This is a genomic window from Paralcaligenes sp. KSB-10, assembly GCF_021266465.1.
Taxonomy (GTDB): domain Bacteria; phylum Pseudomonadota; class Gammaproteobacteria; order Burkholderiales; family Burkholderiaceae_B.
This window is the reverse complement of the sequence record NZ_CP089848.1, coordinates 2,541,794-2,565,980: the sequence shown is the minus strand read 5'-3', so window position 1 is coordinate 2,565,980 and position 24,187 is coordinate 2,541,794. Positions and strand designations below refer to the sequence as shown.

At 58.8% G+C, this 24,187-nt stretch carries 21 protein-coding genes; 14 read left to right on the top strand and 7 right to left on the bottom strand.

The features are described 5' to 3' along the window. Positions 1-24: 24 nt before the first annotated feature. The 4 genes from LSG25_RS11690 to LSG25_RS11675 are packed head-to-tail and all read left to right on the top strand — an operon-like array spanning position 25 to position 4,575. The gene (locus LSG25_RS11690) at positions 25-885 is read left to right on the top strand and encodes a branched-chain amino acid ABC transporter permease (RefSeq protein WP_232741108.1); all 861 of its coding nucleotides are present in this window, start codon (positions 25-27) and stop codon (positions 883-885) included. Beyond that, positions 882-2,642: an ATP-binding cassette domain-containing protein gene (locus LSG25_RS11685; RefSeq protein ID WP_232741107.1), complete on the top strand. Its 1,761-nt coding sequence runs from the start codon at positions 882-884 to the stop codon at positions 2,640-2,642. Before LSG25_RS11690 ends, LSG25_RS11685 begins: the two co-directional genes overlap by 4 nt. A 2-nt stretch (positions 2,643-2,644) precedes the next feature. After that, on the top strand, positions 2,645-3,484 hold the full coding sequence (locus tag LSG25_RS11680) for an ABC transporter ATP-binding protein (RefSeq protein WP_232741106.1): 840 nt from the start codon (positions 2,645-2,647) through the stop codon (positions 3,482-3,484). Continuing rightward, a complete protein-coding gene (locus LSG25_RS11675; protein ID WP_232741105.1) occupies positions 3,481-4,575 on the top strand; it encodes a mandelate racemase/muconate lactonizing enzyme family protein in 1,095 nt (364 codons plus the stop codon). Before LSG25_RS11680 ends, LSG25_RS11675 begins: the two co-directional genes overlap by 4 nt. A gap of 40 nt (positions 4,576-4,615) precedes the next feature. Here the strand turns inward: LSG25_RS11675 and LSG25_RS11670 are convergent, their stop codons facing one another. Then, positions 4,616-5,407, bottom strand: coding sequence for a crotonase/enoyl-CoA hydratase family protein (locus LSG25_RS11670; RefSeq protein WP_232741104.1), 792 nt, complete (start codon positions 5,405-5,407; stop codon positions 4,616-4,618). Positions 5,408-5,861: 454 nt separating this feature from the next. Here LSG25_RS11670 and LSG25_RS11665 point away from each other — a divergent pair, with 454 nt between their 5' ends. The 3 genes from LSG25_RS11665 to LSG25_RS11655 are packed head-to-tail and all read left to right on the top strand — an operon-like array spanning position 5,862 to position 9,280. After that, positions 5,862-7,013: an acyl-CoA dehydrogenase family protein gene (locus LSG25_RS11665; protein WP_232741103.1), complete on the top strand. Its 1,152-nt coding sequence runs from the start codon at positions 5,862-5,864 to the stop codon at positions 7,011-7,013. Positions 7,014-7,022: 9 nt separating this feature from the next. Continuing rightward, entirely contained in the window at positions 7,023-8,048 is a 1,026-nt protein-coding gene (locus LSG25_RS11660; RefSeq protein WP_232741102.1) for an acyl-CoA dehydrogenase, read from the top strand. Continuing rightward, positions 8,045-9,280 carry a CaiB/BaiF CoA-transferase family protein gene (locus tag LSG25_RS11655; RefSeq protein WP_232741101.1) on the top strand — a complete coding sequence of 412 codons (1,236 nt, stop codon included), beginning with the start codon at positions 8,045-8,047 and terminating at the stop codon, positions 9,278-9,280. The genes LSG25_RS11660 and LSG25_RS11655 overlap by 4 nt, the downstream gene beginning before the upstream one ends. 47 nt (positions 9,281-9,327) lie before the next feature. On the opposite strand, the gene LSG25_RS11650 is transcribed toward LSG25_RS11655, so the two are convergent. Continuing rightward, the gene (locus LSG25_RS11650) at positions 9,328-10,221 is read right to left on the bottom strand and encodes a LysR family transcriptional regulator (protein ID WP_232741100.1); all 894 of its coding nucleotides are present in this window, start codon (positions 10,219-10,221) and stop codon (positions 9,328-9,330) included. Between the two features lie 186 nt (positions 10,222-10,407). On the opposite strand from LSG25_RS11650, the gene LSG25_RS11645 reads away from it, so the two are divergent. Together LSG25_RS11645 and LSG25_RS11640 are read left to right on the top strand one after the other, a co-directional pair. After that, positions 10,408-12,102, top strand: a complete 1,695-nt coding sequence (locus LSG25_RS11645; protein WP_232741099.1) for a thiamine pyrophosphate-binding protein — start codon at positions 10,408-10,410, stop codon at positions 12,100-12,102. A 30-nt stretch (positions 12,103-12,132) separates the two neighbouring features. Next, complete coding sequence (locus LSG25_RS11640; protein ID WP_232741098.1) at positions 12,133-13,581, top strand: aldehyde dehydrogenase family protein; 1,449 nt, start codon at positions 12,133-12,135, stop codon at positions 13,579-13,581. Between the two features lie 35 nt (positions 13,582-13,616). On the opposite strand, the gene LSG25_RS11635 is transcribed toward LSG25_RS11640, so the two are convergent. Further along, positions 13,617-15,164, bottom strand: a complete 1,548-nt coding sequence (locus tag LSG25_RS11635; protein ID WP_232741097.1) for an acetolactate synthase large subunit — start codon at positions 15,162-15,164, stop codon at positions 13,617-13,619. 243 nt (positions 15,165-15,407) lie between these two features. Here LSG25_RS11635 and LSG25_RS11630 point away from each other — a divergent pair, with 243 nt between their 5' ends. From LSG25_RS11630 to LSG25_RS11610, 5 genes are all read left to right on the top strand, one after another. Continuing rightward, positions 15,408-17,246 carry a phosphoenolpyruvate carboxykinase (GTP) gene (locus tag LSG25_RS11630; RefSeq protein WP_232741096.1) on the top strand — a complete coding sequence of 613 codons (1,839 nt, stop codon included), beginning with the start codon at positions 15,408-15,410 and terminating at the stop codon, positions 17,244-17,246. A gap of 834 nt (positions 17,247-18,080) precedes the next feature. Beyond that, on the top strand, positions 18,081-19,052 hold the full coding sequence (locus LSG25_RS11625; protein ID WP_232741095.1) for a tripartite tricarboxylate transporter substrate binding protein: 972 nt from the start codon (positions 18,081-18,083) through the stop codon (positions 19,050-19,052). A gap of 53 nt (positions 19,053-19,105) precedes the next feature. Beyond that, entirely contained in the window at positions 19,106-20,008 is a 903-nt protein-coding gene (locus tag LSG25_RS11620; protein WP_232741094.1) for a TauD/TfdA family dioxygenase, read from the top strand. Positions 20,009-20,040: 32 nt separating this feature from the next. Next, a complete protein-coding gene (locus LSG25_RS11615; RefSeq protein ID WP_232741093.1) occupies positions 20,041-20,847 on the top strand; it encodes an IclR family transcriptional regulator in 807 nt (268 codons plus the stop codon). A 34-nt stretch (positions 20,848-20,881) separates the two neighbouring features. Beyond that, the gene (locus tag LSG25_RS11610; protein ID WP_232741092.1) at positions 20,882-21,772 is read left to right on the top strand and encodes an aldo/keto reductase; all 891 of its coding nucleotides are present in this window, start codon (positions 20,882-20,884) and stop codon (positions 21,770-21,772) included. Positions 21,773-21,867: 95 nt separating this feature from the next. Here the strand turns inward: LSG25_RS11610 and LSG25_RS11605 are convergent, their stop codons facing one another. Genes LSG25_RS11605 through queC form a run of 4 tightly spaced genes read right to left on the bottom strand, consistent with a single transcriptional unit; the run spans position 21,868 to position 24,184 of the window. After that, a complete protein-coding gene (locus LSG25_RS11605) occupies positions 21,868-22,371 on the bottom strand; it encodes a surface-adhesin E family protein (protein ID WP_232741091.1) in 504 nt (167 codons plus the stop codon). Further along, positions 22,368-22,823, bottom strand: coding sequence for a 6-carboxytetrahydropterin synthase QueD (queD, locus tag LSG25_RS11600; RefSeq protein ID WP_232741090.1), 456 nt, complete (start codon positions 22,821-22,823; stop codon positions 22,368-22,370). Before queD ends, LSG25_RS11605 begins: the two co-directional genes overlap by 4 nt. Before the next feature lie 22 nt (positions 22,824-22,845). Next, positions 22,846-23,481 (bottom strand): 7-carboxy-7-deazaguanine synthase, encoded by a 636-nt coding sequence (queE, locus tag LSG25_RS11595; protein ID WP_232741089.1) that lies wholly within the window; start codon positions 23,479-23,481, stop codon positions 22,846-22,848. Then, entirely contained in the window at positions 23,471-24,184 is a 714-nt protein-coding gene (queC, locus tag LSG25_RS11590; RefSeq protein ID WP_232741088.1) for a 7-cyano-7-deazaguanine synthase QueC, read from the bottom strand. Before queC ends, queE begins: the two co-directional genes overlap by 11 nt. Positions 24,185-24,187: the final 3 nt, after the last annotated feature.

Here is a 24,187-nt window from a genome sequence, read left to right as displayed (position 1 = left end):
TTAATAGTCACAGGAGTTCCCGGCATGCTGACAGTCCTGGTCACGGGCTTGGCGATAGGCTCGCTTTATGCGGCCGCCGCGTTGGCCTACAACGCGATGTACTCGACCTCGAAGGTCCTTAGCTTTACAACGGGCCATCTTTTCATGATCAGCGGGGTAATGGGCGCCTACCTGATCGGCGACTTGAAACTGCCCGTTTTCGTAGGGCTGGCAGGGGCCATTGCCTCCGCCATTATTTTGGGCCTGCTTACAGAATTCGTTGCAATCAGGCGTATTCTGGCCCGTTCCGAAGAACATCTCTGGCTGCTCAGTACGCTGGCTCTGGCAACCATCATTCAGCAAAGCGTAGTGCTGTTGTGGGGCACCGAGCCCAAGCCTTTTCCGCGCTTGATCGACCAGGATTTCACCTCGGGACTGTGGGATCAGAAATATTGGCTTCCTATCGCGTGCGTTGCCTTGGTGGTCGTTGCCCTGGACCGTTTTTATCGCCACACATTGTTTGGGAAAGTTTTTCTTGCGGTTGCCGAAGATCCTTTTGCCGCCAGGGCGCGGGGCGTGGCGACGGGCCGCATCAGGGCGTTTTCATACGGCATAGCCGGATTACTGGGCGGCCTGGTCGGCTTTGCGGGCGGGCAGCTTACATTCGCGGATTTCGCGGTGGGGTTGACCCTCACCTTGTACGGCTTTATCGCCCTCGCTGTCGGAGGCATGGGCAGCAACCTTGGCGCCGTGATCGGAGGCCTGGTGCTGGGGTTGTTATCCACCCTGGCCACTTATTTTTTTGGCGGCGAATACCAACGCACCATCGCGGTTGGCCTGTTAATGTTTTTCTTGCTGGTTAAACCCGAAGGCTTGTTCGGGAACCAAAAGATGCGTCAAGTATGAATATCCATCTCAAACCTGGCATGCCCATGCTGATTTGCGTTGCGGCACTGGCTACCTTGCCTTTATGGATAGGTAATCCGTATCAGCTTCATATTGCCACCCTGATCGGCGTCTACTGGATTCTGGTTGCGGGCCTGAACCTGGCGGTGGGCTACACCGGGGTGCTGTCCATCGGGCATATCGGCCTATTGGCCATTGGCGCGTATGCCTACTCTATCCTCACCGGCCGTTACGATCTGGATCCCTGGATCGCCACCCTGGCTGCGGCGGGCCTGGGTGGCGTCTGCGGATTTCTTTTAGGCCTGCCCTCATTAAGATTGCCGGGTTTCTATTTCGCCATGGCAACGCTGGCCTTTGCCCTGATGGTTACCGAATTTTCTCTGGCTCAGGCCGACCTGACCGGGGGCGGAGTAGGGCTCAGTGTGCCACCGTTCAACGCTCCGTTTGCCAGTCCCTCGGGCCTGTATTGGCTGGTGGCGGCATTCGCGGGGCTGGTTACATGGCTTTCGTGGAATCTGGTGCGCCGCATGTGGGGCCGGGCCATGATCGCATTGCGCGACAGCACGGTGGCGGCCAGTTCGGCGGGCGTACCAATCTTCAGGGTAAAACTGACGGTATTCACATTCAGCGGCGTAACAGCGGGGCTGTCGGGCGCTTTGTTCGCCACGCTTCAAAGCTACATCACACCTGAAACCTTTGTCTTCGAGCTAAGCCTGTTTTTCTTCATATGCATCGTAATCGGCGGCAGGGGTACCATCTGGGGGCCGTTCCTGGGAACCATTGTGCTGGCGATATTGCCGGAAATGATGGGTTCTCTGGCTCGTTGGGGGCAATTCTTTTATGGCGCCTTGCTGCTCATTGTTGTTTTGCTTGTTCCGGAAGGAATAGGTAGTGTCATTCGCCTGCTCCGTGAAAAATTCTCTCCTCGCAATCGCGAGAAACGGGTAGTTAGCCCCGATATCCCCCGACTGATCGCGGCGATTCGCACAGGGCGCAAACACACGGACGGCATGCAGCTTGAACAGGCCAGCAAACACTTTGGTGGGGTGGTGGCCGTCAATCAAGTGTCCCTGTCTTTGAAAGAGGGTGAAATCCACGGATTGATAGGCCCCAATGGCAGCGGCAAGACCACATTGCTGAATCTGCTTTCGGGCTATTACATCATTGACGGCGGTTCGATCGCGCTGGATGGATTGCCGCTAACGCGCGCATCGGTACAACACCGGGCGGCGGTGGGCATTGCGCGGACGTTTCAGAAGCCCCGGCTGCTCGGCACGCTCAGCGGCCTGGACAACGCAATGCTTGGAGGCTGGAAAGATACGCGCGCCGGCTTTTTGCAGAACGCACTGGCCTTGCCGGCGGCGCGCCGGGAGGACGACGGGCTGCGCGCCCGGGCCCGCGAAATTCTTCAAGCCATGGGCCTGGGCCACATCATGGATCAACCGGCCAGCTTGCTTGACCACGCCGAGCAACGGTTTCTCGAGATAGCACGGGCCCTGTGCATGCGGCCTCGTTTTATCTTGCTTGATGAACCCGCCGGCGGCCTGACGGAGCACGAAATCGAACAACTGGCCGCTATCGTGCTGGCGATGGGTCATGCGGGCCTGGGCGTATTGATTGTCGAGCATCACACCGATTTTGTATTCCGGATTTGCGATCGCGTCACTACCCTGAATCTGGGGAGCACCATAGCCAGCGGGTCGGCCGCCGAGGTTCGCGCCAACCCTGAAGTCATCCGTGTTTACCTGGGGGCCTGATCATGCATAAAGAAGAACGCGGGCATTCGGCATCTCCCATCTTGTTGGACGTTTCGTCGTTGCAGGTTGCATACGGCAAGGCGGAAGTCGTCCATGGTGTCGATTTTTGCATCCATGAAGGCGAGTTTGTCGTATTGCTGGGCCGCAACGGTGCGGGGAAAAGCTCTATGCTGCATGCCGTTTCGGGGCTGGTGGCAAAAAAAGGCGGACGCGTGCTGTTCGGCGGCCAGGACATTTCCAGTGCCGACGCCCGCGCTACCGCGCAGGCCGGATTGGTCATGGTCCTGGAAGGGCATCGGGTTTTCACCGGCCTGAGTATCGAAGACAATCTGCTGCTGGGCACCTATGCCCGGAATCGCCGCGGCGACCGCGCCAAGCTGGACATGGCCTACGATTTGTTTCCTGAACTGGCCGAGAGGCGCCATCTGATGGCGTCCCGGTTAAGCGGTGGACAGCAGCAGATCCTGGCCGTAGCCCAAGGCATTGTGGCGGAACCTCGCCTGCTCATTCTGGACGAGCCATCCAGCGGACTGGCCCCCATGGTCATTAATCGGATTCTCACGGTGGCCAAAGAGCTCTCGAAATCGGGCGTCGCGATACTGCTGGTAGAGCAGCTGGTCAAAGAGGCGCTTAAGTTCGCCGATTATTGCTATTTGGTCGAAACCGGAAAAATCGGCGGTCAAGGCACGGCCGACGAAATCAGACAAGGAGAGCTGATCAGCCGTATTTACCTGGGCGGCGGCGCAGTTCCTGCTACTGAAGCCGCAGGCTCGGCGATGGCGTCCCACGGCGACCAGGAAATCCCGCATTCCAACGATATTACGGAACATCCCGATTCATGAATATTCTTTCGATTGAAGCAATACCCGTATCCATTCCGTATCAGCATGACGGCGCGCCTACCGGCTTTGGAGGGACTGTCTGGTCCCGTCTTTCCTATCTGCTGGTGAAGGTCCAGACCGACGATGGCCTTACAGGGTGGGGCGAGGCGTTCGGCTACAACGTTATTCCATCGACCATAAAGGCTCTGGAAGAGGTGGTGCGCCCATTGGCTTTGGGGAAAGATGCAAGCGATATTTCCGCGTTGATGGCGGCCCTGAAAAAGCCCTTGCATATTTTTGGACGCAGCGGTCCGGTGCAATATGCATTAAGCGGCCTGGACATTGCCTTATGGGACCTGGCCGGAAAACGTGCCGGCGTTTCGGTGGCGCAGTTGCTGGGGCAGAGGGTACGCGATACTGTTCCCGCCTACAAAAGCTTTATGCGCCTGTCTGATCCGGCGGTTGTCTCGCGCGCGTGCGAGCGCGCGCTAAAGCAGGGGTTCGGCAGCCTGAAACTGCATGAGATTACGGTGGACGCGGTTGCGTCCGCCCGTGGCGCCATTGGCGACGACGTGAACCTGATGCTGGACGTCAATTGCGAGTGGAGCGCCGATCAGGCCATACGGATGGCTACGCAACTGGTTCCATACAAGCTCAAATGGCTGGAAGAACCCGTATGGCCGCCCGAAGACTTGCCGGGTCTGGCCCGTTTGCGCGAGGCCGTCGATATCCCGCTCGCTCTGGGCGAGAACCTCGCAAATGCGGTGTCGTTCGAGCCTTTGCTGGCAGCGGGAAGTGTGGATTATTTCCAGCCCAGTGTGACCAAAATGGGGGGCATCAGCGAATTTGGCGCGGTTGCCGAGCTGGCTCGGCAATATCACCGCCAGATGGCGCCTCACTCGCCTTATTTCGGTCCGGGCCTGCTGGCCACCTTGCAATTGGCTGGCGCATATGGCGGCATAGGGGGTATTGAAGTTTTTGGCGTCCAGCTGGAAGCCCCTTTGTTCGGCGATGTAGGCCTGCCCGGCGCGGACGGCACTATAGGCATTCCCAACGGCCCAGGCCTGGGGTGCGATCCCGACCCGCAAGTGGTCAAGCGCTATCGAATTTAACAGGTCGCTTGCGCTGCCTGGCCTGCCGCGGGGAAATGGTTCATTTCTTTTGGGCGCGCTTTTGCATGAATGCCCGCACTGCGGTCGCGTGGTCTTCGGATTTGTGCGCCATCGCCTGAAAGGCTGCCGATAGCTCCAGCAGGGTATCGAGCCGGCTATGCTGGCCTTCGCGCAGCAAGCGCTTGCTCATCCGGATTGCATCGCTTGGGTTGGCGACGATTCGCAGCGCCATTTTGCGGCATTCGGCCAGTAATTCTTCCGCCGGCACAGCTTTTGAAACCAGGCCCCATTGCACGGCTTGCGCGACATCTATCGGATCGCCGGTAAGTGTCATTTCGGCCGCGCGCGACATGCCTATGAGCCGGGGCAGGAACCAGGCGCCGCCATCCCCCGGGATAATGCCCAGCTTGACGAAACTTTCGGCGAATACGGCACGGTCGGACGCGATGCGTATGTCGCACATGCAGGCCAGATCGAATCCGGCTCCGATAGCCGGTCCGTTGATTGCGGCAATGGTGGGCACTTCCAGATTATGCAAGGCCAGGGGAAGGCGTTGTATGCCTTCCCGGTACTCATGGCGCAATGCCGGGCTGGGGAATTCGGGTTTGAGCTGTCTTTCCATTTCGGCAATATTTCCGCCGGAAGAAAAAACCTTGCCGGCGCCGGTGATGATTACAGCACGCACCGCGTGGTCGGTTTCTATACGCTGGATCGCCGCAAGAAATTCCTTGACCATATTGTTGCCTGTGAGCGCATTGCGAGTTTCATTGTGGTCCATCGTCAGTGTCACGATGCCGCGCTCGTCTTGTTCGAAATGCAGTATTGGGTCCATGCTGGATTCTTTATGATGTACGGCATAGCCGCGGTGGTTTGACGGGTTCTTGGTTGACGCGGGTTTGCCGTGGCGTCTGCAGGAGAATCTGGTCTGTTTGCCACGCCGCGTGCGGCGGCAAGAATAGACGCCAAGCTTAGAAGATCCGGAAAATTCGATCCAATATTAAATTTTTACAGATCAATAACCAAAGCATATCGATGGATTCATGGCGTTGATGCCGATCTTGCGGCCCACGGATGCAAGTGACGAAAGACGGCGCGGCGGGGAGCTGTCAACGAGCTTAAGCCTGTCCGATATGAATTCAATATCACTATCAAAAAAAATAATATTAGACACAAAGTCGCTGAAACATCGATAGTATCCGCTGGCTTATTACAACTGAATCGACTGGAACAAGCGCTGTGCACTATCTGCCGGTTTTGATGTTCCTTGCCGGACATACTCTTGAATCATGATAGATACGCTTGAGCTTATTGAAATTCCGGCTGAAGACGAAGCCTTGCGCACTGAAATACGCTCATTTCTGAGTGACGCCCTGGCTGGGTTGGCGCCGGATATTCGGGCGCGGTCCTGGATGGGATTCGATGCCGATTTCAGCCGCAAACTGGCACAGCGAGGCTGGCTTGGAATAACGCTTCCCCCGCAATACGGGGGCGCGGGCAAGAGCGCCTTCGCCCGTTTTGTACTTTCCGAAGAGCTGCTTGGCGTTGGCGCACCGGTTTCGGCCCATTGGATAGCCGATCGTCAAAGCGGGCCGTTAATCCTGAAATACGGTACCGAGGCGCAAAAATCTTTTTACCTGCCGCGAATCTGCAAGGCCGAGGCTTTCTTTTGCATAGGAATGAGCGAGCCCGATTCGGGCTCCGATCTTGCCAGCATCAGGACCAAAGCCGTACGCAACCAGGCAGGCTGGCTGCTGAGTGGAAGCAAGATCTGGACTACCAATGCACAGCACTCGGACTACATGATTGCATTGGTCCGTACCTCGGGCACGACTGCGGACCGGTACAAGGGTTTGTCGCAAATCATTGTCGACTTGAAGCTTCCCGGGGTAAGCGTACGTCCCATAAACGACATGGCCGGCGATGCGCATTTTTCGGAAGTTTTTTTCGAAGATGTGCAGTGCCCCGACGATGCATTGATCGGGGTAGAGGGCGACGGTTGGGCCCAGGTCAATGCCGAATTGGCTTTCGAACGCAGCGGGCCCGAACGCTTGTATTCGAGCATGGTCTTGCTTGAAACCTGGCTTGCGCATTGCCGGTTCAACGACGCAGGCAATGCCGTGGCGGCGGCAACGCTGGGTCAAATTGTGTCGTGGCTGGCTGTGTTGCGGGCAATGTCCCTATCGTTGACGGCCAAGCTGGCCAAAGGGGAAAGCCCGGCTATCGAGGCCACCCTGGTCAAGGATCTCGGAACTGAAATAGAACAGGCTATCCCGCGGCTTATTGGCGAGGTCCTGGGCTCGGCGCCTGATGCGCCTGTGTCCGCGTCGTTGCTGAAAACCCTGGCTTACCTGGAGCAATTGGCCCCCTCATTTTCGCTTCGCGGGGGAACTCGTGAAATCCTGCGTGGCATCATTGCGCGCGGTCTAGGGCTGCGATAAGGATTTTTCATGGACGATATTTTTGGCGATTCGATCGAGCGCTTGTTTGCTCAAATCGTTACGCCCGCCGCAATACGCGCCATCGAAGAAGGCGCCAGCATTGACGCTTTATGGCAAGCACTGGAGGACTCCGGATTTCTCGACGCGCTCGTGCCGGAGTCATCGGGCGGTGCCGGCCTGACGCTGGCCCAGGTGTTCCCCTTGTTTTTGTCCGCGGGCCGGCATGCCATACCGGTGCCTTTTGCACAAACCATGCTGGCGCGCGCTTGGCTGCACCATGTCCGGGCGCCGATACCAAAAGGGCCTATTACCATTGCCGCTTTCGGCATGCGTTCCGGCGAAAATTCCATAAGCGGCAGCGCCGTTTCATTTGGCCGTACGGCCCAATGGGTGCTGGCCGACCTTGGCAGTCAAATTGTGTTGCTGCCCACCCGGGGAGCGGACCTTGAGTCTGAGTTGATTGCGGACCCTGCCAGCCTGGATGTGGCCATGCGCTGGAAAGGGCCGCGCGCGGCAAACGGGATAAGCGGAGAGACTCATCCATGCGCCAAGCTGGCCGAAATTTCTGCGGTGTGCCACGCCTCATTGATTGCCGGTGCGGCGGATAAAGCCTTGGCCTTGACGCTGGATTACGCCGGCCAGCGCACCCAGTTCGGCAAACCCATAGGCAAGTTCCAGGCGGTCCAGAGTCAGATAAGCATTATGGCCGAGCGTACATGGGCCGCCCGCATGGCGGCGCAAATGGCCTGCAATAGCACCAACTGGTGGCCGCGCCCTTTGCTGGCCGCTGTCGGAAAGAGCCGGGCCAGTGAAGCCGCCGCTGTGATCGCCGACATTGCCCATGCGGTGCATGGCGCGTTGGGCATCACCCAGGAGTATGACCTGCAGTTATATACGCGGCGCTTGCGCCAATGGCGACTGGCTGCAGGTAATGAAACCTATTGGGCTGGCCGTATCGGCGAGGCGCTGTTGCGGAAAACCTCGAGCTCGGCGCTCGCATTCATTTGCAGCGAACTTTCAGCGGAACGCTTATGACGGAGCAGCAGGCAGCAACAGGGGCCGCCGTGGGGCAGGGTGCCGCGCCACTTGAAGGAATCCGGGTTCTTGATTTAAGCCGTGTGCTGGCGGGTCCCTGGTGTACGCAGACGCTGGCCGATCTGGGGGCCGAAGTCTGGAAGATAGAAGCTCCTGGGCAAGGCGACGACACACGCAGTTGGCTGCCGCCCGATCTGGACGGGGAGTCGACCTATTTCATGTGCGCCAACCGCAGTAAACAATCTGTGGCAATCAATTTGAAGCACAGCGAAGGCCAGGCCCTGGTGCGTCGGCTCGCGCAAGAGGCGGACATTCTGGTCGAGAATTATCGATTAGGCACGCTGGCCAAATTCGGGCTGGATTACGAAACCCTGGCGGAGCTCAATCCGCGATTGATCTACTGTTCGATCTCGGGCTATGGCCGTACGGGGCCGCGCGCCGCTGAGCCAGGGTACGATTTTGTGATTCAGGCCGAAAGCGGCCTGATGGCGATAACGGGCGAGGTGGGCGGCGAACCGATGAAGCTGGGTGTTGCCATTACCGACCTGGTTACGGGCATGAATGCAGTACAGGCCATTCTTGCCGCGCTGCTTGCGCGTGGACACAGCGGAAAGGGGCAGTTGATCGATCTGGCCTTATTGGACGGGGCGGTAAACGTGCTGGCCAATATCGGCATGGGTTATTTGGCTGCGCAGCATCGGCCCGGACGCTTTGGCAACGGACACCCCACAGTCGTGCCCTATCAAATCGTTTCAAGCTCGGATGGCCGCTTTGCCCTGGCCGTGGGCAACGATGCGCAATTCGCCGCATTGTGCGGCGTATTGCGCCGGCCCGAGCTGGCGCAGGATAACCGCTATTGCAGCAATCGCCAGCGTGTGTTGAACCGGGACACCTTATTGCGGGAACTGGAAGGCGTGTTGGTGACGCAGTCCAATTCCTATTGGCTGGAAAAAATCCGGGCCGCCGGTATTCCTGCGGGCTCTGTCAGGGATGTGCCGGAAGCGCTGGATGCGCCGGAAATAAAAGCCCGGGGGCTTATTGTCGATACACCCGACGGGCGCCACGGCAGTATACGGCTTATGCGTTCGCCCCTGAATTTGCGGGGTACGCCACCACGCGCACCTACGGCGCCGCCAAGGCTGGGGGAGCATACCGATGCGGTGCTAAAAAACATCCTGCGGGCTTCGTCCGAGCAGATTTCCTTATGGCGGGGCAGTGGTGTAATAGAATAGCCGGCAATACGAATAAGGCTTCGGCCTTGTCTTTTGCCGGCTACGTGCTACTGGGGAAAGACATGTTCGGCCACTTCACGGAAGTTGCGTACGGCGGCAATTTCTGCGCTGGGGTTCCAGGCTACTGAAATGCCGATCGATGCGCTATCGGGGAAATCGGATAAGGTTTTATACACAATCTGCGTACTGGCAAAGCGGCGGCTGATCGATGGCACCAGCGCTACGCCCAGCCCCACCTCTACCAGGCTTAGCACCGTTTGAACTTGCACGGCTTCCTGCACCACGCGGGGTGTAAAGCCGCGTAATTGGCAGGCGTGGATCGCCGCCATGCGCAGGCCCGCGGCGTCTGTTGCGGTGTACAGAATAAAGCCTTCTTCCGACAAGTCTTTCAGTTGCAGCGAAGCGCGCTGTACCAGCGGATGCATTTTTGGCATTGCCAGCACGAAATGCTCGGTATGCAAAGACAGCAGGCGCGTGCCCGCATGAGACGAAACGGGTACGCGCACGACGCCCACGTCCAGTGTTTCCTCTTCCAGTTCCTGCATGATGCGAATCGACGTTGCTTCGCGAAGAACCAGTTGCACTCCCGGATAGCGTTGGCGAAATTGAGTCAGCAGCTTGGGCAGTATGAAATGAGTTGTAGAGCCAACGAACCCCACGCGAAGAATCCCTCCGTCGCCGGTGGAGGCCGCCTGGGCCATCTGGCGAAATTGCTCGGCATGAAACAAGGCTCTGCGAGCGTCCACCAGCGCGGCTTCACCGCTTTCGGTCAGTTTTACGCCGTCTTTTCCGCGCGTGAATAACGCGACTCCTACGTCCGACTCGAGCTTGCGGATGGAAACGGACAAGGGCGGCTGCGACATGTGCAGCTTTTCCGCCGCGCGGCGAAAGTTCAAGGTTTCGGCGAGAACCACGAATTGCTGAAGATGTCGGAAGTCCATATTTCCTTTCCGGTAAGCCAGTATGTTGAGTCGATACGCAAATCATATCGATTGAAAAAAAAATAATATTGGATACATGCACCGCAGGCTCATATTCTAAATATTCGGCCGGTGCATCATGAAACACGTCGATGACAAGCATATATGGATTTCGGACCGAATCCTAATCTTATCCACGAGACAACAATGCAAGACATAAAGCCTTTTCCAAAAAAACGTATCGCGGCCCGGGCACTGGTCGATCAACTACGCATCCATGGCGTGGACCATGTGTTCTGCGTGCCTGGCGAAAGTTATTTGGCGGTGCTTGACGCTTTGTATGATTCGGATATCAGTGTCACGGTGTGCCGCCAGGAAGGCGGGGCGACAATGATGGCCGAGGCCTATGGGAAACTGACTGGGCGCCCCGCGGCGTGTTTTGTGACCCGGGCGCCCGGGGCCACGAACGCGACTCCCGGTGTGCATATTGCTTACCACGATTCCACGCCTTTACTGCTTTTCGTTGGGCAGATAGCGCGTGGCATGCGCGAAAGGGATGCGCTGCAAGAACTGGATTACCGCGCCATGTTCAGGCCGCTGGCAAAATGGGCTACAGAAATCGACGACCCGGACCGCATCCCCGAGATTATCTCCCGTGCTGTTCGCTTATCCATATCCGGGCGCCCCGGGCCTGTCGTCATGGCCTTGCCCGAAGATATGCTGGTGCAGACCACCGGCGCCAGCGACGGCCAGCCGGTATTGCCCATAGAAGCCTATCCCGGCTCCAACCAGATCGATCAGCTGCGCATACTATTGATGCAGGCCGAACGCCCATTGATTGTGCTCGGAGGCTCACGCTGGACAGCGGAATCGGTCAGGCAACTGGCCGATATCGCCGGGCAGTGGCAAATTCCCGTCGCTGTGACGTTGCGGCGCCAGATGCTTTTCCCGACTGATCATCCAAGCTTTATAGGTGATCTTGGTTTTGGCCCTGATCCGAAACTGGTGCAACACGTGAAACGCAGCGACCTGGTTTTGCTGATCGGCAGTCGTATGTCAGAGGTGCCCAGCCAGGGCTATACGCTTTTCGATATTCCCGTGCCGGAACAGACTTTGGTGCATGTTTATCCGGACCCGAGTGAGTTGGGGCGGGTTTATAGTCCCGATCTGGCCATTAACGCAAGCCCGCCTGCATTCATCGATGCCTTGTTGGGGCTGGATTTACCCAAGTCGGCGTCGCGAGCCGAATATCTGGAAAGCGGCCGGCGCCAGTATTTGTCCTGGAGCGACCCATCACAGATCCGGTCGCCGGGGCGGCTGCAAATGGCCCGTATCATGAGCTTCCTGGATAGCCGCCTGCCTGATGACGCCATAATATGCAATGGCGCTGGAAACTACGCCACCTGGGTGCATCGCTTTTACCGTTTTCGCAAATTCGGCACACAATTGGCGCCGACCTCGGGATCCATGGGGTATGGCGTCCCGGCTGCGGTGGCAGCCAAGCGTATTTTGCCGGAAAGGACGGTTATCGCCTTTGCCGGCGACGGGTGTTTCTTGATGAATGGCCAGGAATTCGCCACAGCGGTGCAATACGGCCTGGCGATTATCGTTATCCTTGTCGACAACGGTATGTTCGGCACGATTCGCATGCACCAGGAACGGGAATATCCGGGGCGCGTCAGTGCAACCCAGCTGCACAACCCCGATTTTTCCGCCTACGCCCAAGCTTTTGGCGGCCATGGCGAAAGAGTGGAAAGCACCGATGAATTTCCCGATGCATTCGAGCGGGCGCTGGCATCGAAAAAGCCCGCCATCATTCACTGCCTGATCGACCCCGAGGCGATCAACCCCTCTTATACGCTGGCCTCTGTACGCGAATCGGCGATAGCCGCCGGCCGTTAGGCCCATCGTCATTAAATGGAGCGCAGAAAAATGAACACGCATTATGGCAATTTTATCGACGGCCAATGGATTCGTTCCGACGATATCAATCGCAATATCAACCCGTCGGACACTAACGACGTAATAGGAGAGTACGCACGTGCTTCGGCTTCGCAAGCCGATCAGGCCGTCCAGGCCGCGCGCAATGCGTTTCCCCGCTGGTCGCATACGACTCCCGCAGCGCGCCACGATATCCTCGCTAGGGCGGGCACGGAAATTTTTGCGCGACGCGAAGAGTTGGGGCGCCTTCTGTCGCGTGAAGAGGGCAAGACATTGCCTGAAGGCATAGGCGAAGTCACACGCGCGGCCCAGGTATTTACTTTCATGGCTGGAGAAGCGCTGCGCATTGGCGGAGAACGTTTGTCGGGCTTGCAGGAAGGCAGCGATGCAGAGGTAACGCGCGAACCCCTGGGCGTGGTGGGCATTATTTCGCCCTGGAATTTTCCTATCGCCATTCCCGCCTGGAAAATCGCCGCCGCGCTTGCCTACGGCAATTGCATTGTCTTCAAACCGGCGGAACTCGTCCCGGGCTGCGCATGGGCATTAGTTTCCATACTGGAAAGAGCCGGCCTGCCCCCCGGTGTACTCAATCTGGTCATGGGAAGTGGCCGTACCATTGGTGCCTTGCTCACTACACACAGGGATGTGGACGCCATCAGCTTTACCGGATCCGTACCTACCGGCCGCGGTATTGCCGCTGCATGCGTGGGTGGTGAAACGATGAAGCGCATGCAACTGGAAATGGGCGGGAAGAACCCCCTTGTCGTTCTGGACGATGCAAGTCTTGACGTAGCTGTGGAGTGCGCGATAAACGGTGGCTTTTATAGTACAGGCCAGCGCTGCACGTCTTCCTCGCGCCTTATTGTCACCGATGCCATATACGATCGATTTATCGCCGCAGTCATGCGGCGCCTGGATACCTTGCAGGTGGGGCATGCACTGGAATCGTCCACCGATATCGGCCCGGTAGTCGATGAGCGACAGCTGGAAACGGATCTGTCGTACATAGATGTTGGCCGCAACGAGGGCGCGACCTTGCGGTGGGGCGGCGATACGCTTTCCCGCAAGACTCCGGGCTATTTCCTGCAACCGGCACTATTTACCGACGTGCGGCCTGATATGCGGATCGCTCGTGAAGAAATCTTTGGCCCTGTGGTGGCGGTATTGCGGGTAAAGGGTTACGACGAGGCGCTTGCTGTTGCCAACGACACGGAGTTCGGCCTGTCCGCCGGTATTTGCACGACCAGTCTGAAGTACGCTACCGATTTCAAACGAAACGCCCAGGCCGGGATCGTCAAGGTAAACCAATCGACCAGTGGGCTGGATTACCATCTGCCATTCGGAGGGCGCAAAGGATCATCGTACGGCCCACGGGAACAAGGGCATTACGCCGCCGAGTTTTACACTATTGTCAAAACGGCATATAGCTCGGCCGGATGATGGCGGCGGCACGCCGCACATGCCGACCAACTCTGCTAGATGAGCGCCTCGATCAGGAATGGGCCTTTCCTGGACAAGGCGCTGCGCAAAAGATCCACAAACGATTTGGCATCGACCGCTTGTGCCGCTTCGACGCCGGCGGCGTTTGCCATGAGCACCCAGTTGAAGGCGGGATGGTCCAGGTCCAGCATCCGGCGCGCATTATGCCCGGGCTCGCCCGCGCCGACCATTTTCAATTCATGATGCAGGATGGCATAACTGCGGTTGGCGAAAATAACCGTGACGACATCCAGTTGTTCGCGCGCCTGCGTCCAGAGCGCCTGAAGCGTATACATGCCGCTGCCATCGGCTTGCATGAGGATGACCTTGCGGTTCGGGCAGGCCACGGCCGCCCCGGTTGCCAGGGGAAGGCCGATGCCGATGGCGCCGCCGGTGATTTGCAGGAAATCGTGCGGCGCGGCGCCGAATGTGGATTTGAAAGAGTCCCTGCCGGAACTCACCGATTCGTCGCAAAGAATGGCGTTTTCAGGGCTCAAGGCGCCAATCGCCTGGATGATGGCGGCGGCCGTCAGCGGCCCGGTGGGCAATTCGCCGGCATCGGTTTTTGTTGCCACGGTCGCCGCTGATTGGCGTGCTCCGACCGCATCGGCCAGGGCTTCCAGCGCTTCGGTCAGGTCATCGGTGGGGCGGGTCAGTGCGATGGATTGACAGGTGGGCGGGGTCATCACGCCAGGCTTGCCGGGGTAAGCGAAGAACGCCACCGGTGTTTTGGCGCCGATGAGGATAAGCTGCTCGGTATCGGCAAAGGTCTTGACGGCCAGGTCGACATTGTACGGAACACGATCGATCATGACTCGTCCCGCGCCGCGTTCAACCCGGCCATTGGATTGCTGCGCCAGCAGGCGGGCACCGGTTCGTGCGGCAATCCGGCTGGCTGTTTCGAGCGCTTTGCTGCGCAGAGCCTTGCCCGACAACAGGATGACGGTCTTGCGGCCGTTTTGCAGGGCTTCGCTGGCCTGGCGCAAGGCGTCTGGGTCGACATGAGTGGGGCTGGGCAGGGTGGCGCGCTGGATATCGGCCGGGGCCTGTGTCCAGGCGGCGTCGGCCGGCAGGATCAAGGTGGCGACACCCCCTTGTCCGCCATGCGACGCCGCCACGGCCGCGGCCGCCGCGGCCGATACGTCGGCGGCGGATTGTATGCGACGCACCCATTGAGACATGGGGCGCGCCAGGCTTTCGATATCGGTGGTCAGCGGAGCGTCGTGCTGCAGGTGATACGTGGCGTGGTCGCCGACAATGTTGACGATGGGCGTGTGCGCGCGCCGCGCGTTATGCAGGTTGGCCAGGCCATTGGCCAGGCCGGGGCCCAGATGCAGAAGCGTGGCGGCCGGTTTGTCCGCCATGCGCGCGTAGCCATCGGCAGCACCTGTTACGACCCCTTCGAATAAGCCCAGGACGCAACGCATCTGGGGTTTCTTGTCCAGCGCTGCCACAAAATGCATCTCGGATGTGCCCGGGTTGGCGAAACATACATCAACGTTATTGGCCAGCAATGTGTCGCAAAGGCTATCTGCACCGTTCATTTTTAACCTTTCAATTTCCTGTGATGAAACCCTATTGTCAACCGCGATTATGGCATCTGAATACCGGCTCAAATGTATCGACGGGCGTTTTCCGCCAATAGGCTTTAGAATAATTAGCTTATTCCCAAGCAGATCGCGTACGGACTTGGCTTACGCCAAGCTCCCGCCCGCTACCCAAGTCGGCATTGGCACAGCGTTTGCCCGCGCCTTTGCATGGCATCACCTATCAGGAGAGCAAGTTCCATGAACGCTACAGTCAGCCCCAAACCATCTTCCGACGCCCCCGGCTGGGTAAAGCATGCACGCCTCAAGGCGTGGGTGTCAGAGATCGCTGCGCTGACTAAGCCGGACCACATCGAATGGTGCGATGGCTCGCAAGAGGAGTACGACCGTCTGTGCGAACTGATGGTCAAGAGCGGGACGCTGCATCGCCTGAATCCGGCCAAGCGGCCCAACTCGTACCTGGCCTGGTCCGACCCCAGCGATGTGGCGCGTGTGGAAGACCGTACTTTCATCTGTTCCGAAAAAGAAGAAGACGCCGGCCCCACTAACAACTGGACGGCGCCGGCCGCCATGCGTGAAAAGCTGAACGGGCTGTTTGCGGGCTGCATGCGCGGGCGCACCCTGTACGTGATTCCATTTTCCATGGGGCCGCTGGGCTCGCCCATTGCGCATATCGGGGTAGAGCTGTCCGATTCGCCGTATGTCGTGGTCAATATGCGCCTCATGACGCGCATGGGTCGCAAGGTGTACGACGTGCTGGGCGCCGATGGCGAGTTCGTGCCATGCGTGCATTCGGTGGGCAAGCCGCTGGCCGCCGGCGAGGCCGATGTCGTCTGGCCCTGCAACGATACCAAGTACATTGTGCATTATCCCGAAAGCCGCCAGATCTGGTCGTTCGGTTCGGGTTATGGGGGCAATGCCTTATTGGGCAAGAAGTGCTTTGCCTTGCGCATTGCGTCCACCATGGGCCGCGATGAAGGCTGGATGGCCGAGCACATGCTTGTGCTGGGTGTTACCTCGCCGCAGGGCAAGAAAATGCACGTGGCCGCGGCATTCCCGTCGGCTTGCGGGAAAACCAATTTTGCGATGCTGATTCCGCCCGCATCCCTGCCTGGCTGGAAAGTCACCACGATTGGCGACGATATCGCCTGGATCAAGCCCGGGCCCGACGGCCGCCTGTATGCGATTAATCCCGAGGCGGGCTATTTCGGGGTTGCTCCCGGCACCAACGAGAAAACCAACTTCAACTGCATGGCTTCGCTGCGCGAGAACGTACTGTTCACCAATGTGGCGCTCACCGATGACGGCGACGTGTGGTGGGAAGGCATGGGCCCGGCTCCCAAGCACTGCATCGATTGGCAAGGCAAGGACTGGACTCCTGAGTCCGGCCGCAAGGCGGCGCACCCCAATGCCCGTTTTACCGTGGCTGCGGTGCAAAACCCGGCCATCGATCCCGAGTGGGACAATCCCGCCGGGGTGGCCATCGATGCGTTTATCGTCGGCGGCCGCCGTTCGGACACAGTGCCGCTGGTCACCGAGGCGCGCAACTGGCTGGAAGGCGTATACATGGCCGCCACGCTGGGTTCCGAGACCACTGCCGCCGCCGCGGGCGCACAGGGCGTAGTGCGTCGCGATCCTTTCGCCATGCTGCCTTTCTGCGGCTACAACATGAGTTCCTACTTTGCGCATTGGCTGAAGCTGGGCGAGAAATTGCAGGCTGTTGGCGCGACCTTGCCGCGCATCTTCTGCGTCAACTGGTTCCAGACCGATGCGCAAGGCAAGTTCGTGTGGCCGGGCTTCGGGGAAAACATGCGTATCCTGAAGTGGATGCTGGAGCGCATCGAAGGCTCGGCGCAGGGCGAGGAAAATCTGTTTGGCATTACCCCTCGCTACGAAGACATCACCTGGGAAGGGCTCGATTTCGGAGCCGACAAGTTCAAGCACATCACGGCCATCGATGCCGCCGCCTGGCGCAAGGAGCTCGGCCTGCATGCGGAGCTGTTCGGCAAGCTCAAGAATCGCTTGCCGGTCGAGCTGGCGAATTTCCAAAGCCGGCTGCGGGGTAGCCTGGGCATGTAGTGCTGCCGGGCGGCATTACCTGCATTTTTGAGGTGATGCCGCTGCGGCGTGAATAAGCCTTTTCAATTATTGAACATGGATGGCGGGTCGGTCGGCCTATTGACGCCTTGATTGCTCGGGCGGCCAAGGAGCGCGCCGCTGTTGTTCCTGTTGGGCCTTGCGTTATTTCCCCCCCTGTCGTCCCTGTTCCTGTTTCCGCTGTTCTGACGGCTGTCGTGTCCTTTGTCATTCCCTCTGTTGTACTGGTGGTTGTCGCGCCCTCTGTCATTTCCCCTGTAGTAATGATTGTCGTACCGATTGTCGTACCGGTTGTAATAGCCCCCGTCATATCCCCCGTAGTACATGCAATCTCCGCTATATACGCAGGGGCCGGAATTGCTGTTGTAGTAGCCGTCCGAGTATGGGCCCGCAACGCACCCGGAGAGTGCGAGGATCGAAAGCATCAGTATTGCTGCTGGCCGGACCATGTTATCTCCATGGAAAATTAGGCGGGTAATGTACATACACCCACCGACTCTTGATTGTCCTCTGGGGTCGCATCAATGTCCAGATTTGCGGCTTTTCTATTGGAATTAAGTATTTCAATCCATTATGAATTGAATAAATTGAAATAATAAATCATTTTATTTTAATAAATGGAAGGGCAAGCCATATGCTTTCCATATGTGCGTTTCTCTTCATCCTTCTCATAACATATCATTAAATATGAATATTTTCTGATTTGAATGCAATTTAATTTTGGATAAAGTCTTCAATCCATTGTTTTAAAAAACCTTGACACGCCTGTTTTTTAAAATATAATGAAACTAAGAATCAAAATATTAAGGAGACAAGATGAAATTCCCTCGCTTACTGGCCGCGGCCATTGCGGCGCTGGCGATCCCTGTCGTGACAGCCTCGGCTCATGCCGCCGATTTTCCGCAACATGAGGTCCGGCTGGTCGTACCGTTTCCTGCTGGTGGGCCGACCGACACGATTGCCCGCATCGTGGCGCATGGCCTCAATGTGAAATGGGGTCAACCGGTAGTGGTAGAGAACAAGCCGGGCGCCGGCACCATGATCGGTACGGCCCAGGTTGCCAAGGCGGCGCCTGACGGCTATACGCTGGGCATGGCCATCAGCGCCTACACCATCAACCCGGCGATCCACAGCAAAATGGCGTATGACACATTGAAGGATCTCACCGGAGTCACCGAGCTCGCACGTTCCAATATGGTGCTGGTGGCCCAGCCCGGCGAGCCGTTCAATACGCTGCCGGAGTTGATCAAGTACGCGCGCAGCCATCCCGGGAAGCTCACGTATGCCACCCCGGGCCTGGGCACCGCCACTCATCTGGCGGGTGAAATGTTCAAGAAGGCGGCGGGCGTCGATATCGTGCATGTTCCATACAACGGGAGCGGCCCGGCGCTTACCGATCTGCTTGGCGGCCGTGTCGATCTTATGTTCGATCTCGTGTACTCGGCGCATCCCTATATTGAAAGCGGCAAGCTGAAGGCGATTGCCCTGACCTCTGCAGAACGAGACGCCACGCTGCCCAGTGTTCCGGTAATGAGCGATACGCTGCCGGGCTTCAAGGTATACAGCGTGATGGGGCTGGTCACAACGGCCGGCGCGCCCGTGCCGGCGGTGGCGAAGATTCAGCGCGATGTGGCCGCCGTCCTGGCGCAGCCCGAGGTGAAAAAACGCTTTGCCTCGCTGGGAGTCATGCCCATCGGTTCCAGCCCCGCCGATTGGAATGCGCTTATCCGTTCGGAAATCCAGCGCTGGACCCAGGTGGCGCACGACAGCAACATTCACCTCGATTAAGCACGCGGCAGTGCGCGTACTGCCGCATCTTCCACCAGACCAAAGGGGCGATCATGTCACTGAAGTTAAATCCCTTGCATCCATTGTTTGCGGCCGAGGCCAGCGGCGTGGATATCACGAAACCCTTGTCGCCGCAGATGGTGGATGCGATCGACGATGCCATGAACCGGTATGCGGTGCTGGTGTTTCGCGGCCAGCCGCTTTCGCAGGATGAGCAGATGGCATTCACGCTGTCGTTCGGGCCGCTCGATCTGGGTTTCAAGAAGGCATCCAATCAGCATGCCCGTTTGAAATACAAGGAGCTTGCCGACATTTCGAATGTCGCCGAGGATGGCGAAATAGCGGAACGCAGTCACCGGCGTATCGTGAACAATATGGCCAATCAGTTGTGGCACAGCGACAGTTCGTTCCAGAACCCTCCGGCTCGCTATTCCATGCTGCACTCGGTCGTCAATCCGTCCAGCGGCGGCGAAACCGAATTCGCCGATCTGCGTGCCGCCTACGATGGGCTCGACGCGGGTTTGCTCGCCGAGATCGAAGGGCTGGAGGCTGAGCATTTTGCCTTGCATTCACGTTTCATGCTGGGCGACACCGACTATACGCAACAGCAGATCGATGCCATACCGCGTGTACGCTGGCCGCTGATCCGCACCCATCCCGGCTCGGGCCGCAAGCTTCTGTTCGTGGGGGTGCATGCCAGCCACATCGAAGGCTTGCCCGTTGCCGAGGGACGGGTGCTGCTCTCCGATCTGCTCGAGCACGCGACCCAGCCGGCTTATGTCTACCGGCATCGCTGGCAGGTGGGCGACCTGGTGATCTGGGACAATCGCTGTACCGTGCATCGGGGGCGGCGCTACGATTTGTCGCAACGCCGCGAATTGCGCCGTTCCACCACGCTGGACGTCGACCGCGCCGATGTGCATGCGCTGGCATCCGAAGCCTCGGTGGTATATTGATGCCTTCATAACGGCCTTGCGATTTTTCTGTCATGACCGCCAAGCCTGCCTCTGCCGTACTGCCATCAGATGCCCCCGACGAAGTCAGCGCCCTGGCCCGGGGGCTGACATTATTGCGGGTTGTCGCCGAACACAAAGAGCCCCTGGGCCATAGCGAGCTGTCGCGGCTTACCGGCATACCCAAAGCCACGGTATCGCGCCTGATCGCCACGCTGGTCGGCCATGGCCATTTGCGCCAGCTGCACAACAGCGACAGGTACGAACTGGCTCCTGGCGTGCTGGACCTGGGCAATGCTTATTTGCGCAATTTCGATCTGCGCACCAGCATCCGGCCTTTCCTGGCCGAACTGGCCGAGTTTGCCGGTGCGGCCGTGCATCTGGCGGTCCCCGATCGTTTCGACATGGTGCTGATCGACACCGTGCGGCCCGATTCAGGCATGGTCTTCTCGCGTCTCGATATCGGCGCTCGCTTGAACATCTGCACGTCCGCCATTGGCCGGGCATACCTATGGTCGCTCCCGCCGGCCGAACGCGGCGCCCTGATCAACAGTGCGCGCATTGCCGCCGCCGACGAATGGGCGCGCATCGGCTCGGGGGTGGATGCGGCGCTGAAAGAGGCCGAAACCCTGGGTTTCTGCACCTCCATGGGCGAATGGCATCCTCTGGTGAATTCGATTGCGCTGGGTTTTACCGGCCCACGCGGCGCGCGCTATGCTTTTAACTGCGGCGGTCCGGCGTTTGTCCTCAGCCGCGAAATCATGATCGACCGCATCGGCCCGCGTATGCGGCAGTGCCTGCGGGCCATCGAGCGCGAAATCGGCGGTACCGGGCTCGCTTGACCCGGCGTATGGATTTTGACCAGGAGAAAATTTCATGGCAAATAAAATTTCGGCAATTGCGTCGGGAGAGTTCCAGATAGGCGGCGACCTGGCGGTCAATCGCCTGGGTTTCGGCGCGATGCGAGTTACCGGCCAGGGTATCTGGGGCGAACCGGCCGATAAGGCAGAGTCTCTTCGCACCCTCAGGCGTCTTCCCGAGCTCGGCGTAAATTTCATCGACACGGCCGACAGCTACGGCCCCAACGTCAGCGAGGATCTGATCCGTGAAGCGCTGCATCCCTATCGTGGAATCAGCGTCGCCACCAAAGGCGGCCTGACCCGTCACGGGCCTGATGAATGGCATCCCCTGGGCCGGCCCGAATACCTTCGCCAATGTGTGCTGATGAGCCTGCGTCGCCTGGGGCTGGAACGGATCGATCTCTGGCAGTTGCACCGCATCGACGCCCAGGTTCCGCGCAAGGAACAGTTCGATTGCATAGGGCAAATGCAAAAAGAGGGCCTGATTCGCCATGTCGGGCTAAGCGAGGTGCAGATCGACGATATCGAGGCCGCGGCCGCCTACTTCAAGGTGGCTACCGTGCAGAACCGCTATAACCTGGTCGATCGCGCCAGCGAAACTGTGTTGAATCATTGTGAGCAGCACGGCATAGGTTTTATTCCCTGGTACCCGCTGGCGGCGGGTGACCTGGCCAAGCCCGGCTCGTTGCTGGACCGGGTTGCCAAGACGCATGGCGTGGGACCCAGCCAGATCGCCCTGGCCTGGGTTCTCAAGCGCAGTCCGGTCGTGCTGCCTATCCCGGGCACATCGAAAGTCCGGCATCTCGAAGAGAATGTGGCGGCGGCCAGCGTTCGCCTGTCGGATGAAGAGTTTGCAGCCCTTGACCGTGAAGGGCAGGCCGAATATCGGCGCGGAACGGCCTCCTGACCTTTTCGGCATCCCCTGGACAGGCGGAAATTTTGCCGTGTGGCCGCGAGTTGCCGTTTCGCGGTATGGCCAGTCACGAGGCCAGGCGGGTTTCCCTATTTGGCGATAGGGGCCTGCGAGCTTTTCCTCTCGTCGTGAATGACGGTGGGTTTCAGGTCTTCAAGCCGCGCCGGCTGCGCGGCGTCGATGGCCACGTTCTTGCAGGCGTATTGTTTTAGATCATCGAACATGCTCCAGCGCACGATGTCGAGTTGTGCCGGCTTGTCGAAGGTATAGCGCTTGAGCGCCTTTCCTTGCGCCTGGCCGGCCGCATAGTACGAGACGCCCAGCACCGCGATGAAGTTGTTGGTGCAATCGATGCGATACGCGGATAGCGTGGACTGGTATGACAGGTTTTTATCGTACGAGGCAGTCTGCCGTTTACTGAAGTCGGCTCGCACCCGTATGTCCACAAGGGCAGGGTCGTTTTTTTCGGCCTTGAGAGAGCCAGGGTCGGCGAAATAGGCAATACTGTCGGTATTGGATACGGGAACCCAGCTGGCGGCGTGCGACATAGCGGCGCAACACAGCAGTCCGATGGACGGCAGCAGTCTGTTCACCCTTGATTCCCCGGGGCGTAGTCGGCCCACGACGTGGGCGTTTCGTACAGGCGCACTTTGGCCAGTGTCAATTGCTTGCCGAACCGGCGCGCGTAATGCGGGGCAAGTATCTCGTAGGCAAGCACGGCCAGGTTCTCGACGGTGGGAATTTTGGGCACGACTACCGTCTTGTGATCGGGCAGGCCGGACAGCAAAAGTTGCATGACGGCATCCCCTTCGTAGACGATGAAGGCGTGGTCCCACACATCGACCAAGTGCTGCAGGGCGATTTGCTTGACGTCGCTGAAATCCATCAACATGCCGTTATCGCTGGCGCCAGGTACGTCCACCGGCTCTCCTTCGAGAGTGATTTCCAGCGCGTAGCGATGTCCGTGCAGGTTGCGGCACTTGCTTTTATGGTCTGGAATGCGGTGCCCCGCATCGAACTCCAGACGCTTGGTAATGGTCAGCATGTTTGTCGATGATCGCCGGTGCTCAGCGAATTCCTAGAAATTTATGGGTTTGCACGCCAAGGCTCCACTGCGGGTGGGCCATGCAATAGTCCATGGCGAGCTTGGTATTGGCGCTTTGCGCGGGGCCATCCATGGGCTGCAGATAGAAATGATCGAAATTCAGGCGAGTGAATTTTTCGGGTTCGGCGCCGGGCTGCGGGAAAACCAGCTTCAGCTCGTTCCCTTCGAAAACCTTCAGTTCGCTGCCTGCTTTGGGGCTGACGCAGATCCAGTCGAGCCCCGCGGGGCATATTTGGGTGCCATTGGTTTCCACCGCTATGGTGAAGCCCCGGGCATGCAATTCCCCGATTAGCGCGTCATCGACCTGGAGCAGGGGTTCGCCGCCGGTAAGCACGACAAAGCGGTGTGCATCCCCTGGCGGCGACCAATGGCCGGCGACTGCCTCGGCCAACGCCCGTGCATTGCGGAATTTCCCGCCGCCGTCGCCGTCGGTTCCGACGAAGTCGGTATCGCAGAACTGGCAGATGGCGCGTTCACGGTCTTTTTCCCGCCCGGTCCACAGATTGCAGCCGGCAAACCGGCAGAACACGGCCGGGCGTCCCGCGTTGGCGCCTTCCCCCTGCAGCGTATAGAAAATTTCCTTGACGCTATACGTCATTGCCGGCGCTCCCCGACGCGTAGGCCCCGAAACCTTTTGCCCGCAGCTCGCAGGCCGGGCACGTGCCGCAACCATAGCCCCAGGCGTGGCGGTGATTGCGATCGCCCAGATAGCAGGTATGGGTATCGTCGCAAATCAGTTCTATGAATTCTTTGCCGCCCAGTTGTTCAGCCATCAGCCAGGTCTGCGCCTTGTCGAGCCACATGAGCGGCGTTTCGATGACGAGGGGGCGGTCCATGCCCAGGCTCAGGGACACCTGCAATGATTTCAGCGTATTGTCGCGGCAGTCGGGGTAGCCGGAGTAGTCCGTTTCGCACATGCCTCCGATCAGCACGGACAGTCCCCGGCGGTAGGCGATTGCCGCGGCAAACGTGAAGAAAAGTATGTTTCTGCCGGGTACGAAGGTATTGGGCAGCCCGCTTTGTTCGAAGACGATGCTGGTTTCACTGGTGAGCGAGGTGTCGCTGATATTGCCCAGTACGTCCAGATTCACCATATGGTCGTCGCCGAGGCGCGCCGCCCAGTCGGGATGGTTGGCGCGCATCTTTGAAAGCACGTTTTGCCGGCATTCGAGTTCCACGGAATGCCGCTGGCCATAGTCGAAACCCACGGTTTCAACGTGGGCATAGCGTTTCAGCGCCCACGCCAGGCAGGTGGTGGAGTCCTGGCCTCCGGAAAACAGCACGAGCGCTTTATTATGCATAAG